The sequence below is a fragment of the Actinocorallia lasiicapitis genome, assembly GCF_054778695.1.
In genome coordinates, this window is record NZ_BAAGZI010000128.1 from 1 (window position 1) to 14590 (window position 14590).

Genomic DNA, 14590 nt, shown 5'->3' on the forward strand with positions numbered 1-14590 from the left:
CCCGAGCAGCGTGACGGCCGTCCAGCGGAGCGCGCCCAGCTTGAAGCGGGCCGTGCCGGGCTCGTGCTGGTCGCCGAGCGCGCGGACGGGGGCGATCCGGGTGGCCGAGCGGGCCGGGAGGATCGCCGAAACGACCGTCACGAAGATCCCGACGGTCAGTGCCAGCAGCACCGTCACCGGCGCGAGGCGCACCGAGCCGACCGGCAGGTCCGCCCCGAAGGCGTTGAACAGCCGCAGCGCGCCCGCGCCCAGGCCGAGCCCGACCGCGATCCCGACCACCGAGCCGATGATCCCGACGGCCAGCGATTCCAGCAGGACGCTCAGGAAGATCTGCCTGCGGGTCGCGCCGACACAGCGCAGCAGCGCGAACTCCCGCAGCCGCTGCGTGATGATGATCGCGAACGTGTTGTAGATGACCAGCCCGGAGACGAGCAGCGCGACCAGCCCGAACGCGAGCAGCCCCGTCCTGATCATCCTGATGTCGGCGCCGTTCTGATCGGACAGCTCCTGGGAGAGCTTCGCGCCCGTCAGCACGTCGCCGTGCGGGACGGCTGCGGAGACGGCCGCGGTCGTCACGGAGCCCACGACGTCGATCTCGACGAAGCCCTTCTCGCCGGTCAGGGCGGTGGCCGTCGCGACGTCCAGGCCGAGGCCGCCGCGGAAGCCGAGCGCCACGTCGAGCCCGAAGTCGGCGAGGCCGGTGACCTTGAGGTGCACCTGCCGTTTGGCGGCGTCGACCACGGTGACGGTGTCGCCGACCCGGAAACCGGTGTTGGCGGCGACGTGCTGGTCGAGCGCGACCTCGCCGGGGCCGGGGGCGGTTCCCTCGGTCAGCTGGAACCGGGCCAGCCGGCCCTGCTCCAGGGAGACGGCGAGCGGCGGCTGGCCGTCGCCGTACTTGTCGCCGTTGCGTTCCAGCAGGCCGACCGGGCCTCGGACGGTTCCCGCCGCCTGCTCGACTCCGGGTAGCGCCCGGATCGCGGCCAGGTCCTTCGGCCGCAGATCGCCGCGGACGACGACGTCGAGCTGGCCGGCGGACGCCGCGAACTTCCGGTCGTAGCCGGACTCCATCATGTCGGTCAGGACGAAGGTCCCGACGATGAAGCCGACGCCCAGCATGATGGCCAGCGAGGTGAGCAGGAGGCGAAGGCTGTGCGCCTTCAGCCCGGCGAGAGTGGTCGAGAGCATGGCGTCAAAGGTAGGAAGGCGCGGCTTTCAGGGCATCGCCCGCGAGACGGCTTCCCCGTACGACTTGAGGCTTACGTTCCCCTTCGCCTGTATCAGCCAGCCGAACGCCCCGAGCCCCGCCGGATCGGCCAGCTCAGCCGCCTCCCCCGCCCGCGACAGCGCCCGGACATACCCCACCGGATCGGTCAGCGCGAGCTCCCGTGGCGGCCGCTCCGCACTGACCCCGAAAGCCCGCAACGCCACCCGCTGCGTGGTGAGGATCGTCTCCAGCCCCGGCACCGCACACGCGTCCAACGCCACATGACAGGTCAGATCACACGACCCGTCCGGCACCGCCGCCACCGCCCGCCCGTCCCGGTACCCCATCAACGTCACCCGCCGATCCCCCAGCGAATGCGCATAATCCACCGCCACCGCGATCCCGCTGTCCAACCTCCCCACCACCTCCGCCCAAGCCTCCCCCCGACTCCGCCCGATCTCCGCCCTCCACCGCCCCCCGTCCAGCCCGCCGATCTCCCCGCCCGGCGCTAGCCCATCGGCCCACCCCTCCGCTGCCCAGCCGAGCTCCGCCCGCCGCTCATCCCCTGCCCGGGCGGACTCCGGCCGTCGCCCATCGGCCCACCCCTCCGCTGCCCAGCCGAGCCCCGCCCGTCGCCCGGCGGTCTGTTCCTCCGGCGACCGGTCGTGCTCAAGGTGCGGGAGGGGCCACCAGGTGGTGAGCCAGGTGAGGTCTTCGGGGGGGAGGGGTGGGCCGGGGGATTCGGTGCCGTCGGGGGTGACGAGGAGGAGGCGGGGGCCGTCGGGGGTGAGCTCGGCGATGTCGACGGGGACGTTGTCGAGCCATTCGTTGGCCATGATCAGGCCGGTGATCCGGGTGGGGGGCTCGGTGGCCCAGGTGAGGCCGGGTTCGGGCGGGCGGGGGGCGACCTCGACGGCTACGGCGTTGGTCCGGGAGCGGACGTCCGGCGGGAGGAGGGCCAGGACACCGCGGAGCAGGGAGCCGCAGCCCGCGCCCATGTCGACGACGTCGAGCCGGGCCGGGTGGCCGAGATCTTCGTCGACGGCCAGCAGGAGCGCGGCGAACGCCTCGGCGAACAGCGGCGACACGTGCACCGAGGTGCGGAAATGGTCGGCGGGGCGTTCGCGCCGGTAGAAGCCGTCGGGGCCGTACAGGGCGTGGGTGGCGGCCTCCCGCCAGCTCAGGGGACCAGGCAGCATCGGACCAGGCAGCATCAGACCAGGGTGGCACACCGGCTCCGACCTCAGGCCGACGTGATCTGTCTCTGACGCTACGTAACCTGGAGGCATGATCAAGGCGACGGCGCACTGGCTCCGCGAGCACCGGCTGGTCGCGGACCTCATCCTGGTGCTGCCGCTGGGCTTCCTCAGCTTCCTCGACGCGATCAGGCAGGGCACCGGCTACAGCGTGACCATCGGGCTCGGGCTGCTCGTGCTGAACACGCTGCTGGTCGTGCCGCTGATCTGGCGGCGCCGCTGGCCGCTGACGGTGTTCGCGTTCATCGCGCTGGTCTGCTTCGCCCAGTGGTCCGCCGGTTTCGTCATCGGCCGCAACGACGTCCTGATGTTCGCCGATGTGGCGGTGCTGTTCGCGATGTACACGGTCGTCGCGGAGAAGTCGTTCGGCTGGGGCGCGGCGGCCGCGGCCGTCTGCGTGCTGGGTGCGCTGATGGCCACCTACGGGCAGTTCGGCAACACCGCTTACGCGTCGTGGAGCGGCTGGGAGGCCGAACGGTCGAGCCTGGTGGCGATCGCGATGTTCGTGGGCGTCGTCTGGAGTTTGGGGATCTACAGCAGTACCCGCCGCGCGTACCTTCAGAGTCTGGAGGAGCGGGCGGAACGCCTGGAGCGCGAACGCGACAATCAGGTGCAGATCGCCATGGCGGCGGAGCGGGCGCGGATCGCCCGCGAGCTGCACGACGTCGTCGCGCACAACGTGTCGGTGATGGTGGTGCAGGCCGACGGCGGCGCGTTCATGGTCGAGTCGGATCCGCCGCGCGCCCGCCAGGCCCTGGAGACGATCTCCGAGACGGGCCGCACGGCGCTGAAGGAGATGCGGCTGCTGCTCGGCGTGCTCCGCGACGGCGACGCGAAGGGCCCGTACGCGCCGCAGCCCGGCATCGACCAGCTCGGCGAGCTGATCGACCAGACCAGGTCCGCGGGCCTGCCCGTCGAGTTCACCAGCGAGGGCGCCCCGGACGGCCTGCCGACGGGCCTGCAGCTCACGGTCTACCGGATCGTCCAGGAGGCGCTGACCAACGTGCTGAAACACGGCGGCCCGGCGGCCACCGCACGGATCTTCGTCGGCTACCGTGACGACCGGATCGAGGTGCGCGTCGCCGATGACGGGCGGGGCGCGGCCGCGGCCAGTGACGGGATGGGCCACGGGCTGGCCGGGATGCGGGAGCGGGTCGCCATGTACGGCGGCCAGGTGAGCGCGGGGCCGGTGCCGGGCGACGGGTTCGAGGTGGCCGCCGTGCTGCCGGTCAGGGGAGCGAAATGATCAGGGTGGTGCTCGTCGACGACCAGGAGCTGGTGCGGGCCGGGTTCAAGATGGTCCTGGACGCCCAGCCCGACATCGAGGTCGTCGGGGAGGCGGGCGACGGCCAGGCCGCGGTCGCGCTGCTCCGGCAGACCATGGCCGACGTGGTCCTGATGGACGTCCGGATGCCGCGTATGGACGGTATCGAGGCCACCCAGTTGATCAACGGCCCGAAGGTCATCATCCTGACCACGTTCGACCTCGACGAGTACGCGTTCGCCGCGCTCAAGGCCGGGGCCAGCGGTTTCCTGCTGAAGGACGCGGGCCCCGCCCAGCTCATCGAGGCGATCCGGGTGGTGCACAGCGGTGACGCGGTCGTCGCGCCGTCCACGACCCGCCGGCTGATCGACCAGTTCGCGTTCACGCTCCCGTCCGGGGAGCCGGCGGCGGGTGGGGTGACCGACGAGCTGACGCCCCGCGAGTCCGAGGTGCTGCTGCTGGTCGCGAAGGGCATGTCCAATCTGGAGATCGCCTCGGAGCTGGTGGTGTCGGAGGCGACCGTCAAGACCCATGTGGGCCGGATCCTGATGAAGCTCAATCTGCGCGACCGGGTGCAGGCCGTCGTGTTCGCCTACGAGAACGGCCTGGTGCGCTCCGGGCAGTGAGCCGTCCGCCTTCAGGTGGACGCCGGTGTGCGTCTCGGGGCTGATCGCGGAGCAGTCTTCGGGCCGATGCCCCCGCCGGGCGGGTTTCCCTAGCGTGGAGGCATGACAGCAACCACGCTCGCGCCCGCCGCCGTCGCCGCCCGTCAGGTCTCCAAGGTGTACGGCGAGGGCGACGCCCTGGTCCACGCGCTCCGCGAGGTGGACGTCGCGTTCGCCAAGGGCGCCTTCACCGCGATCATGGGCCCGTCGGGTTCCGGGAAATCGACCTTGATGCACTGCCTGGCGGGGCTCGACACCGTCACGTCCGGCTCGGTTCTGCTCGGCGACTCCGAGATCACCTCGCTCGGCGACCGCGCTCTGACCCTGCTGCGCCGCGACCGGGTCGGTTTCGTCTTCCAGGCGTTCAACCTGCTGCCGACCCTGACGGCCGAGCAGAACATCCTGCTGCCGCTGCGGCTGGCGGGACGCAACCCCGACCAGGACTGGTTCGACCACGTCGTCGACATCGTCGGGCTGCGCGACCGGCTCACCCATCTGCCGTCGGCGCTCTCCGGCGGCCAGCAGCAGCGGGTGGCCTGCGCCCGCGCCCTCGTCGCCCGCCCCGACGTGATCTTCGCCGACGAGCCGACCGGCAACCTCGACTCCCGGTCCGGCGCGGAGGTCCTGTCCTTCCTCCGCACGTCGGTCCGGGAACTGGGCCAGACCATCATCATGGTCACCCACGACCCGGTCGCCGCCTCCTACGCCGACCGCGTCATCTTCCTCCGCGACGGCTCCTTCGTCGCCGAACACCAGAACCCCACCCCGGACTCCGTCCTCGACGTCCTCAAACGCCTCGACTAGCCCAGCGTTCGGGGGAGCCGGTGCGGGACTGGGCGGTGGCGAGGCGGGTGTGGGTCTCGTCGAGGAGGTCGCGGGCGTTGGACAGGTCGCGGTCGATGGCCGAGACGTGGACGGGGCCCGGGGGGACGTCGATGTGGACGGTGCCCAGGCCCAGGAGCCGCTGGAGCGGGGTCGAGGTCAGCCGGACGGACTGGGCGCGCGCGAACGCGACGATGTCCCAGGTGTGGCAGAACCTGCCGCGCCGGGTGACGAAGACGTCGCGGGTCGCGCCCGCGGCGGCCGAGGAGTCGAACCGGGAGTTCGACGGCGTCAGCGGGATCTGGGCGACCCCGACCCCGGGGAACACCTCGGCGACCATCGCGAACGCGACCTCCCGCGGCGCGGCCGGCAGCAGGGTCGACGACAGGGCCTGGCGGTCGCCGCCGTACCCGGCGACCGTCACCTCGACCCGCGCCCACCCGTAGCTCCGCCACAGCAGCGGCTCCACGATCCGGACGGCCTGGATCCGGCCCGGCGGCAGGGTCTGCAACCGGGTCTCGAACAGGCCGTACCGGAGCCGCAGGCCGTCCGGGGAGATCGCGCACCGGAAGTCCGAGTACATGATCAGCGGGGCGACGACGCCGCGCAGCAGCCCCAGCAGCACCGGGACGGCCGCCGCCAGCACCGCCAGCTCGGCCCCCCAGATCCCGAAGATGATCAGCCCGACGAACAGCAGTGTGGCCGTCAGGACAGGAATCTTGAACACCAGAGACGGGAACAGGATCCGGAAAGGCACCCGGTAGAACGGCCGCTCGGGCGCCTCCGGAGTCTGCCCCGGCAGGCCCGCCGCCAAGGCCAGCAGCTCGGCCCGCAACTGCTGGGCGCGCCGGTTGCTCAGATAACGCAGCGTGATCTCCGCGGACGTGCCGCCCGCCAGCTCCAGCCTGACCTCCGCCAGCCCCAGGAACCTGCCGACCAGCGGACGTACCACGTCGACGCCCTGCATCCGGGAGAGCGGGATCCGCCGGATCCGGCTGCTCGCGATCCCCGAATCGACCACGAGATCGTCGCCGTCCAGCCAGAACCGGACCGCCCACCACGTCCACAACCCCACCCCGACCGCGATCAGCACGACCGGCGCGGAGATGAACAGGAACACCACGATCGTGCCGGGAGTCACCACCAGCAGGTCTTCGGAGTCGCGGGTCAGCAGCAGCGAGAACCCGAACAGCACGAAATAGATGACGACGATGTTCAGGGAACGCAGCGGCGCCGTCGCCCAGTGCAGCCGGTGCACGCCCGTCTGGAGCCACGGGTTGTGCTGGTGGAGGTAGGGGTTCGGCGGCGGGCCCTGCCGGTAGGCGTAGGGGTTCACAGCCCCGTCCCCCGGTCGCCGCGGTTGGCGAGCCGGTCGCGCAGCTCGTCGGCGACCGCGACGGGCAGCCCCGGCACATGCGCGTCGGTCGTCGCCGACGCCGTGTGCAACCGTGTCGTCGCCAGCCCGAACGCCTGCTCCAGAGGGCCCGACGTGACGTCCACGAACTGCATCCGCCCATAAGGGACGATCACCAGTCGGCGCACGAACACCCCCGACGTGATCACCAGATCCTCTTCGCGTTCCAGGAAACCCCACGCCCGGTAGCTGAGCTCCGCGACGATCCACGCCAGCCCGAACGCCAGCAGCGACGCCGCCGTCCAGCTCAGCGTGGCCAGCGCCCCGCCCGTCCGGCCGACGAGCAGCGCGCCGAGCGGCCCCACCGTGATCGCGATCGCGAACGCGATGGTCCGCCGATACCACTTGTAGCGTGCCGAAACCCGCCACCAGTGCGCCCCGTCGGGCGGCGTGAAAGCCTCCTCGCGGGTGCGCTGCCGGTACGGCTGCGGCGGCAGCATCTGCGGCTGGTGCGGGGCCTGGTTCATCGGGACCTCGTTCATCGTCGTCCAGTCAACCGGAAACCGGCCCGGAATGTGCACTGCCGCCGCGCACGTCCGGGAAGGAGTCTGCGACGATGACGGGCATGAGCACGGTGCGAACGTTCGGGATCGGCGCAGGGGCGAAGGAGATCGCCACCGAGGACATGGTCCTCAACATCGGTCCCCAGCATCCGTCCACCCATGGGGTGCTGCGGCTGCGGTTGCGGCTGGACGGCGAGCGGATCGAGCACGCCGAGCCGATCATCGGGTACATGCACCGCGGCGCGGAGAAGCTGTTCGAGGTCCGTGACCTGCGGCAGATCATCGTGCTCGCGAACCGGCACGACTGGCTTTCGGCGTTCTCCAGCGAGCTGGGCGTGGTGCTGGCGGCGGAGCGGATGCTGGGCATGGAGGTGCCCGTCCGGGCCGTGTGGACCCGCACGCTGCTCGCCGAGCTGAACCGGGTGCTGAACCATCTCATGTTCCTCGGCTCCTACCCGCTGGAGATCGGTGCGATCACTCCGATCTTCTACGCGTTCCGGGAGCGCGAGGAGCTGCAGCGGGTGATGGAGGAGGCGAGCGGCGGCCGGATGCACTACATGTTCAACCGGGTCGGCGGCCTCAAGGAGGACCTGCCGCTCGGCTGGATGGAGCGGACGCGCGCCGCGATCGCCCTGGTCCGCTCGCGGATGCCCGACATCACCGAACTGATCATGGGCAATGAGATCTTCCGGGCCAGGACGCGCGGTGTGGGCGTCCTGACGAGCGAGCAGATCCACCAGTACGGCGTCAGCGGCCCGATCGCCCGCGCCAGCGGCGTCGACTTCGATCTCCGCCGCGACGAGCCGTACCTCGCCTACGGCGATCTGACCGTCCCGGTGATCACCCGGACGGAGGGCGACTGCCTGGCCCGTTTCGAGGTCCTGCACGACCAGGTCCACGCCTCCCTCGACCTGGCCGACGCCTGCCTGGACGTCCTGGCCGAACTCCCCCCGGGCCCGATCAACCAGCGCCTCCCCAAAATCCTCAAGATCCCCGTAGGCCACACCTACACCTGGACCGAGAACCCTTTGGGCCTCAACGGCTACTACCTCGTCAGCCGCGGCGAGAAAACCCCCTGGCGCCTCAAACTCCGCAGCGCCTCTTTCAACAACATCCAGGCCCTCCCCGAAATGCTGCAAGGCCAACTACTAGCCGACATGGTAGCCATCCTCGGCAGCATGTTCTTCGTCGTCGGAGACGTCGACAAATAATTCAGCGGCGGTCGGCATCGTCGGGGGCCTTGGGGATGCGGCAGCACCATTCCAGGTAGAGGCCGGCGCCCATCAGGATGAGGGCGGCGAACGCCGAGGAGATGCTGACGGTGAAGTCGTGGCGGGGTGTGGGCTTCGACAGATCGTCCAGGAGGAACAGGACGAACCCGAAGAAGATGCCGGTGAGCGCGGCGGCGGCGTGGGCGCTGGCCTTGCCGAGCACCGCCATCCGGGCGACCACCAGCGGGTCGACCGGTCTGGCCTTCTCCGCCGGTTCCTTGTGGTGGATGCGGTTGCGCAGGCCGATGCCGTAGACGATCTCGCCGAGGGCGAGCAGCAGGAAGGTGGGGACGGCAGTCCACGGCAGCGGCGGCAGCTCCGGATAGGCGACGCGCAGCAGCACCCACACCAGCAGCGCGGGCACTGCCACGAGGCAGAACAGGACGGAGGCGCGGGAAGTCTTCAAGCGCTTACGCCGGACGCTGGAGGATCAGATCGGTCCGCAGGGTGACGCCTTCGGAGCCCAGCGCGTCCGCCAGATCGGCGACACGGCCACGGCCCGGCAGCACCCCGTCGGGGTCGATCGCGGCCCACGGCACCAGCACGAACGCCCGTTCGTGGGCACGCGGGTGCGGCAGCGTCAGATCGGGATCCGCGGAGACGATCTCACCGAACTGGACGATGTCGATGTCGAGGGTCCGCGGGCCCCAGCGGATCACCCGTTCGCGGCGCATCGACTCCTCGATGGACAGCACCCGGTCGAGCAGGGTCTCCGGCGTCAGCCGGGTGACGCCGACGATCACGACGTTGAGGAAGTCGTCCTGCTCGACCCCGCCCCACGGCGCCGTCTCATAGACGGGCGAGAGCGAGACCAGCGTCAGGCCGGGGGCGTCGAACAGGGCGTCGATCGCCTCCTGGAGGTTCTCGATCCGGTCGCCGAGGTTGCTGCCGAGCGACAGCACCACCTTGTGCTGGACGAGCATGTGCCCGCCGGTGAGGGTCCGGTCGGCTGCGGTCATGCACGGCTCCTGAAGATCGTGACAGCGACGTCGGTGAACGGGTGCGGGATGGGCGCGGCCGGCTTGTGCACGGTGACCTGCGCCTCGACGACCCGGGGGTCGGCCAGGCACTGGGCCGCGAGCCGCTCGGCGAGGGTCTCGATCAGGTCGACGGGCTCGCCCGTCACGATGCCGACCAGAGCCGTGGCCAGTTCGCCGTAGTGGACGGTCAGGGAGACATCATCCTTCTCCGCCGCGGGCCGCAAATCCAGCCCCAGCGCGACGTCGACGACGAACTCCTGGCCGAGCTCGCGCTCGGCCGGCAGGACTCCGTGGAATCCCCTCGCCCGTAGCCCGCGCAGTTCAATCCTGTCCGTCATCGTCCTCCACTTCCCCCAGGACGGGCGACCCGTGGTGGACCCAGAGCCGCCATTCGCCCTCTTCCTTCACGAACACTTTGCTGGACACGACGCTTCCCCCGGCGAGGAATCCGTTGTCGGACTCGTCGGCGGTGAGGATGTTCTCCTCGCAGGTGAGGAACGCGAAATCCGCTCGGATCTCGGTGCGCACCTCGGTCAGGACGAACTGGATATAGGGGGTGTTGGCCATGATCAACGCCCAGGAGCGCAGGACCTCGTCCCGGCCCTTCAGCATCGGCCAACCCGGGTGCACACAGGTGACGCCCTCGGCGTAGTCGCCGTCCGCCCACACCGTGTGCATCAGGTCGAGATCACCGGTCTCGAAGGCGCTGTAGAAGCGGGCGTTGGCGGCCTCGACCGCGACGATTTCAGGATCAGCCACGCGCGGACCTTACCGCTGCCGCCACCCTGACCGCGTCCGCGTTGGGGCGAACGGTGTGGACGCGCACGCACCAGGCGCCCGCGGCGGCGGCCAGCGCCGTCACCGCGAGGGTGGCGTCATCGGACTGCGCGAACGGCCGCGGCGTGCCGTCCTCGTCGGCGAGCAGTTTGCCGAGGAACCGCTTGCGCGACGCCCCGACCAGCACCGGATAGGCGTACTCGGACAGATGGGCGAGGAGTTCCCAGTTGTGCTCGCCCTGCTTCGCGAAGCCCAGACCGGGATCCAGGACGATCATTTCGGGCGGAACGCCCTGCGCGATCACCGCTTCGACCCGCCGGTTCAGCTCCTCGCGTACCTCGGCGACGACGTCGGTGTAGACCGCCCTGGTCTGCATGTCGTGGCTGTGGCCCCGCCAGTGCATCACCACGTACGGCACTTTGGCACGTGCCACCACCTGCGGCATGTCCGGGTCGGCGAGGCCGCCGCTGACGTCGTTGACCAGCCGGGCCCCGGCGGCGACGGCCGCCTCGGCGACCTCGGCGCGCATCGTGTCGACGCTGACCGGGACGCCCTCGGCCGTCAGCGCCGTGATCACCGGTACGACCCGGCGGAGCTCCTCGTCCAGCGACACCCGCTGGGCGCCCGGCCTGGTCGACTCGCCGCCGACGTCGACCAGGTCGGCGCCGTCGTGGAACAGTTCGAGACCGTGCTTGACGGCCTGCTCCGGATCGAACCACTCGCCGCCGTCGGAGAAGGAGTCCGGGGTCACGTTCACCACGCCCATCACCAGGCAACGCCCGGGATTCGGCAGGCCGGGAACCGTGAGACCACTCATGGTCACCAGCCTAAGCCCTGCGTCCGACAGTTCCCGGCCCGGGTCAGCCGCACCCGCGCGGCCCCGGGACGCCCTGGGCGGGACGCTTGCCCGGCCGGACCACGCCGGGCAGGTGCAGCCGCGGCCAGACGATGAACGCCTCGGCCTCCAGCGCGGCCAGCGCGATCCGCGGGGCGTCGTTCAGCGACGGGTAGACGAAGAACCGCGGCTGCCAGACCGGCTGGAACTTCGCGTTGAACTTATACAGCGACTCGAGCTGGAACCAGCGGGACAGGAACAGCAGCAGCCCCCGCCAGGCCCGCAGCACGGGCCCCGCGCCGACCCGCTCGCCGCGTTCGAACACGGCCCGGAACACCGCGAAGTTCAGTGAGATCCGCTTGATGCCGAGCTCGCCGGAGAGCCGGATCGCCTCGGCGATCATGAAGTCGTTGAGCCCTGGCTGGGCGGCGCGGTCGCGGCGCATCAGATCGAGGGACAGGCCGTCCGGGCCCCAGGGGACGAAATGGAGGAAGGCGTGCAGTTCGCCGTCGTGGTGGGCGGTGGCGATCACGCACTCCTCGTCGCCGGGCTCGCCGACCCGGCCCAGGGCCATCGAGAAGCCCCGCTCGGTGTCGGTGCCCCGCCAGGCCGCGGCCTGCTCCCAGAGGGCGTCCAGCTCCGCCTGGGTGAAGTCCTTCTCGCGTTTGAGCTCGACGGTGTAGCCCTGGCGCGACACCCGGTTCACCATCTGGCGGACGTTCCGCATGGCGCGCCCCTCCAGGCTGAACCCGGGGACGTCGATGAACGCCTCGTCGCCGATCTCCAGGGCGTCCAGGCCGCCTTCCCGCACCCAGACCTCGGCGCCGAGCTCGCCGCAGCCCATCACCGCGGGCACCCAGGCGTGCCGGTCGGCCTCCCGCATGAACTCCTGGATCGCGCCCGGCCAGGCCTCCGGGTCGCCGAGGGGGTCGCCGCCGGCCAGCATCACGCCCGAGACCACCCGGTAGGTGATGCACGCCTTACCCGTCGGCGACCAGATGACGCTCTTGTCCCGCCGAAGCGAGAAATAGCCGAGGGAATCCCGATGGCCCTGTTTCGCCAGCAGGCAGCGGATCTTCTGCTCGTCCTCGTCCGACAGGGCCAGCAGCGGTTCGGCGGGCCGCAGGAACAGGTAGCCGACGGTGAACGCGACGAACAGCCCGAGCCCGCCCATCAGCAGGCTGAACAGGTCTTCGCGCCGCCCGGTCGTGAACTCGACGGGCCCGCCCGCCCCGAACAGCCCGAGCAGGACGCTCCAGCACCGCTCCCCCAGCCCGTATCCGCGCACCAGCTCCCGCCGGTTCAGCAGCAGGAACAGCAGCCCGACGCCGAAACTGACCGCCGACAGCACCGCGCCGACGTACACGGCCCGCCATCGGGTCCGCGGGTCTCCTTCGGCGTAGAACTCGCGCCGGGTGGAGATGAGCAGCCCGAGCAGCACGGCCGCCACCACGGCTTCGCCGAGCAGCAGGTTCCGCACCAGATGCAGCACCACGCTGGCGGCCAGCAGCACCACGGCCGCCTGCCAGGCTCGTTTCTTCCGCCGCCGCAGCGCGTGCGACAGCATCAGCAGCAGGATTCCGGCGAGCACCGTCCCGGTCCTGGCCACGTTGGTGACGGCCCCCGGCACGAACTCGGAGACCTCCATCCACCGTGTCTTCCACTCCGGCAGGATCCCCGAAACGACGTCGTGGACCCCCAGCAGCAACGCCAGCACCCCGGCCACCAACGGCACCCGCCGCCGCAACCGCCGCCGCTCCCCCCGAGCCCCCTCACCCGAAGGCCCGCCCCGCCGTTCCATCTCCACCATCACGCCGACAAACCCTACGACCCCAACAGCAAACCCACCGCCACTTCCCTACAGAGCCCGGCCACTCCGAGCCCGTGGCGCCGCCGCCGCGACGCCACGGCCAAGACCATAAGCGGACAACGGCACCGAACGAATTAGCCGACCCTCGCTTTTCACAGAGGCCGACGGTTAACATTTTTACATGCCGAACAATTCCCTAACGCATCGAGAGCGCCGCGCACTGGAAATCGAATTCATCAATTTCGCCGACGCGCACGCACGCCATTCCCTCGCCCCCGCCTCATTGACCCGGCTGGCCGCGGCGATCGAGACCCACCTCGGCTCGGGCCGGCCCGACGAGGTGCGGCTCCAGCAGGACTTCCTCGACGCGTTCGCCCAGTGGACGTCCTCCCCGTGGCCCGCCCACCCCGTCTACTCCGCCTCGATCGCGCTGGACATCGCGGCCAAGCATCTCCGCGGCCGGCCGGGCCGGGTCGGAATGATCACTCCGACGTTCGACAACATCCCGGCCCTGTTCCGTCGCACCGGCCTCAGCCTGACTCCCGTCTCCGAGGACGTGCTGATGCCCGAACCCGATCTGGACCGGCTCACCGCCCTCGGCCTCGCCGCGCTCGTCGTCGTCACCCCCAACAACCCCACCGGGACCAGGATGTCGCGGGACGGCCTGGAACTGCTGCTGGCGTGGAGCGCGGCGCAGGACGTCCCGCTCGTCCTGGATCTGTCGTTCCGGCTGCTCGCACCCGACCACTGCTGGGACGTGGCCGCGGCGGCCGCGGCCGTCGGCGCCGAGACTGCCGTGATCGACGACACCGGCAAGACCCTGCCCGCATTCGGCTCGAAGATCGGACTGCTGTCGGGGACCGGGGCCATGGGCGCGGAACTCGCCGCGATCGTCGACGACGTTCTGCTGACCGTCTCCGAACTCGATCTCGTCGGCCTCGGCTACCTGCTCCGCGACACCACCGAGGTCCAGCGTTCCCGGGAACTGTGCCGGACCAACCGCGTAGCGTTCCGTGAAAGCGTTCCGTCGCTGGCGCCCACCCGCCGGTGGAACGGTTTTCAGCCGAGCGTCGAATGGCTGGACGCGGGCGACGCCCGCGACCGAATTCTCGTCGCCTGCCAAAAGAACGGACTCGCGCTGCTCCCGGGGGAACAATTCTTCTGGGATTCACCCGGCCCCGACGGCCCGGGCGGAACCAAGATCCGAATCCCGCTGCTGCGCGACCCCGCCTCCTTCCAGGAAGGGCTGGACGTCCTGCGCGAGGTTCTCGGTCAGAGCACCTGACGTGCCAGCTCGGCGACCGCGACCCCGTCGTGCTCGACGAGCAGGCGCCGCAGCCCCCTGACCGCCACGGCGTGCGCCGGAACGGCGAGCCCGGTGAGTTCGAGGGCCTGTTCCCAGCGCTCGTCGTCCGCTGCGGCCTCGGCGAGCAGCTCCAGGCTCCTGCGGCCGTCGACGCGCCGGTGCAGCAGACGCTGGAGCGCGGGCCAGCGGGTCACTATCTCCGCGACGATCACCAGATGGCAGGCCCTGTCCACCGCGTCGGCCGGGCGGCTCAGCGGCCTCGTGCCCGACAGCACCCGCTCGTAGAGCTGCCAGGTGTTGAGCATCCGCTTGGACTCCCGGATCGACCGCTCGGGCATCGCCAGCAGCCGCTCCATGATCAGACCGTTGACCCGGGGATGCTGCTCCAGCGTCCGCGGCGCGTAGACCTCGGTCCGCGGACGCCGGACCGGCCGCGCCGTGGTCCGGCGCGCCCCGGAGGGCTCCGGCTCGCGAAGGGCG

16 protein-coding genes are annotated in these 14590 nt (G+C 70.7%); 5 read left to right on the top strand and 11 right to left on the bottom strand.

Annotated features, from left to right (window positions below; genetic code table 11):
• Together ACYVE7_RS16325 and ACYVE7_RS16330 are read right to left on the bottom strand one after the other, a co-directional pair.
• Window positions 1-1188, bottom strand: a 1188-nt coding sequence (locus ACYVE7_RS16325) for an FtsX-like permease family protein (protein WP_460365551.1), incomplete at its 3' end; no start/stop codon positions are given.
• Between the two features lie 27 nt (window positions 1189-1215).
• Window positions 1216-2406 carry an SAM-dependent methyltransferase gene (locus ACYVE7_RS16330; protein WP_460365552.1) on the bottom strand — a complete coding sequence of 397 codons (1191 nt, stop codon included), beginning with the start codon at window positions 2404-2406 and terminating at the stop codon, window positions 1216-1218.
• Window positions 2407-2494: 88 nt separating this feature from the next.
• Here ACYVE7_RS16330 and ACYVE7_RS16335 point away from each other — a divergent pair, with 88 nt between their 5' ends.
• The 3 genes from ACYVE7_RS16335 to ACYVE7_RS16345 all read left to right on the top strand — a co-directional run bounded on the left by ACYVE7_RS16335 (window position 2495) and on the right by ACYVE7_RS16345 (window position 5196).
• Window positions 2495-3709, top strand: coding sequence for a sensor histidine kinase (locus ACYVE7_RS16335; protein ID WP_460365554.1), 1215 nt, complete (start codon window positions 2495-2497; stop codon window positions 3707-3709).
• On the top strand, window positions 3706-4353 hold the full coding sequence (locus tag ACYVE7_RS16340) for a response regulator (protein WP_460365555.1): 648 nt from the start codon (window positions 3706-3708) through the stop codon (window positions 4351-4353). Before ACYVE7_RS16335 ends, ACYVE7_RS16340 begins: the two co-directional genes overlap by 4 nt.
• A gap of 102 nt (window positions 4354-4455) precedes the next feature.
• Entirely contained in the window at window positions 4456-5196 is a 741-nt protein-coding gene (locus tag ACYVE7_RS16345) for an ABC transporter ATP-binding protein (RefSeq protein ID WP_460365556.1), read from the top strand.
• On the opposite strand, the gene ACYVE7_RS16350 is transcribed toward ACYVE7_RS16345, so the two are convergent.
• Both ACYVE7_RS16350 and ACYVE7_RS16355 read right to left on the bottom strand, forming a co-directional pair.
• Complete coding sequence (locus tag ACYVE7_RS16350) at window positions 5180-6550, bottom strand: PH domain-containing protein (RefSeq protein WP_460365557.1); 1371 nt, start codon at window positions 6548-6550, stop codon at window positions 5180-5182. The two genes, ACYVE7_RS16345 and ACYVE7_RS16350, sit on opposite strands and share 17 nt — an antisense overlap.
• Window positions 6547-7110, bottom strand: a complete 564-nt coding sequence (locus tag ACYVE7_RS16355; RefSeq protein ID WP_460365558.1) for a PH domain-containing protein — start codon at window positions 7108-7110, stop codon at window positions 6547-6549. The genes ACYVE7_RS16350 and ACYVE7_RS16355 overlap by 4 nt, the downstream gene beginning before the upstream one ends.
• 83 nt (window positions 7111-7193) lie before the next feature.
• Between ACYVE7_RS16355 and ACYVE7_RS16360 the strand changes: the two genes are divergently transcribed.
• Window positions 7194-8342 (top strand): NADH-quinone oxidoreductase subunit D, encoded by a 1149-nt coding sequence (locus ACYVE7_RS16360; protein WP_460365559.1) that lies wholly within the window; start codon window positions 7194-7196, stop codon window positions 8340-8342.
• Window position 8343: 1 nt separating this feature from the next.
• Here the strand turns inward: ACYVE7_RS16360 and ACYVE7_RS16365 are convergent, their stop codons facing one another.
• From ACYVE7_RS16365 to ACYVE7_RS16390, 6 genes are read right to left on the bottom strand one after another with little or no spacing between them, the layout of a single operon-like run.
• On the bottom strand, window positions 8344-8808 hold the full coding sequence (locus ACYVE7_RS16365; protein WP_460365560.1) for a DUF3180 domain-containing protein: 465 nt from the start codon (window positions 8806-8808) through the stop codon (window positions 8344-8346).
• Window positions 8809-8812: 4 nt separating this feature from the next.
• Complete coding sequence (gene folK, locus ACYVE7_RS16370; protein ID WP_460365561.1) at window positions 8813-9361, bottom strand: 2-amino-4-hydroxy-6-hydroxymethyldihydropteridine diphosphokinase; 549 nt, start codon at window positions 9359-9361, stop codon at window positions 8813-8815.
• Entirely contained in the window at window positions 9358-9720 is a 363-nt protein-coding gene (gene folB, locus ACYVE7_RS16375) for a dihydroneopterin aldolase (protein WP_460365562.1), read from the bottom strand. Before folB ends, folK begins: the two co-directional genes overlap by 4 nt.
• Window positions 9704-10141 (bottom strand): nuclear transport factor 2 family protein, encoded by a 438-nt coding sequence (locus tag ACYVE7_RS16380; protein ID WP_460365563.1) that lies wholly within the window; start codon window positions 10139-10141, stop codon window positions 9704-9706. The genes folB and ACYVE7_RS16380 overlap by 17 nt, the downstream gene beginning before the upstream one ends.
• Window positions 10134-10976, bottom strand: a complete 843-nt coding sequence (folP, locus tag ACYVE7_RS16385; RefSeq protein ID WP_460365564.1) for a dihydropteroate synthase — start codon at window positions 10974-10976, stop codon at window positions 10134-10136. Before folP ends, ACYVE7_RS16380 begins: the two co-directional genes overlap by 8 nt.
• 43 nt (window positions 10977-11019) lie before the next feature.
• Complete coding sequence (locus ACYVE7_RS16390) at window positions 11020-12804, bottom strand: phosphatidylglycerol lysyltransferase domain-containing protein (RefSeq protein WP_460365567.1); 1785 nt, start codon at window positions 12802-12804, stop codon at window positions 11020-11022.
• A 283-nt stretch (window positions 12805-13087) separates the two neighbouring features.
• Between ACYVE7_RS16390 and ACYVE7_RS16395 the strand changes: the two genes are divergently transcribed.
• Entirely contained in the window at window positions 13088-14089 is a 1002-nt protein-coding gene (locus ACYVE7_RS16395) for an aminotransferase class I/II-fold pyridoxal phosphate-dependent enzyme (RefSeq protein WP_460365565.1), read from the top strand.
• Here ACYVE7_RS16395 and ACYVE7_RS16400 read toward each other — a convergent pair.
• On the bottom strand, window positions 14077-14590 hold a 514-nt coding region (locus ACYVE7_RS16400), incomplete at its 5' end, for a hypothetical protein (RefSeq protein ID WP_460365566.1). The genes ACYVE7_RS16395 and ACYVE7_RS16400 overlap by 13 nt on opposite strands.

Coding starts and splice junctions, on each gene's coding strand:
- ACYVE7_RS16330 (WP_460365552.1), bottom strand. CDS start 2,406: ATGCTGCCTGGTCCCCTGAGCTGGCGGGAGGCCGCCACCCACGCCCTG.
- ACYVE7_RS16335 (WP_460365554.1), top strand. CDS start 2,495: ATGATCAAGGCGACGGCGCACTGGCTCCGCGAGCACCGGCTGGTCGCG.
- ACYVE7_RS16340 (WP_460365555.1), top strand. CDS start 3,706: ATGATCAGGGTGGTGCTCGTCGACGACCAGGAGCTGGTGCGGGCCGGG.
- ACYVE7_RS16345 (WP_460365556.1), top strand. CDS start 4,456: ATGACAGCAACCACGCTCGCGCCCGCCGCCGTCGCCGCCCGTCAGGTC.
- ACYVE7_RS16355 (WP_460365558.1), bottom strand. CDS start 7,110: ATGAACGAGGTCCCGATGAACCAGGCCCCGCACCAGCCGCAGATGCTG.
- ACYVE7_RS16360 (WP_460365559.1), top strand. CDS start 7,194: ATGAGCACGGTGCGAACGTTCGGGATCGGCGCAGGGGCGAAGGAGATC.
- folK (WP_460365561.1), bottom strand. CDS start 9,361: ATGACCGCAGCCGACCGGACCCTCACCGGCGGGCACATGCTCGTCCAG.
- folB (WP_460365562.1), bottom strand. CDS start 9,720: ATGACGGACAGGATTGAACTGCGCGGGCTACGGGCGAGGGGATTCCAC.
- folP (WP_460365564.1), bottom strand. CDS start 10,976: ATGAGTGGTCTCACGGTTCCCGGCCTGCCGAATCCCGGGCGTTGCCTG.
- ACYVE7_RS16390 (WP_460365567.1), bottom strand. CDS start 12,804: ATGGTGGAGATGGAACGGCGGGGCGGGCCTTCGGGTGAGGGGGCTCGG.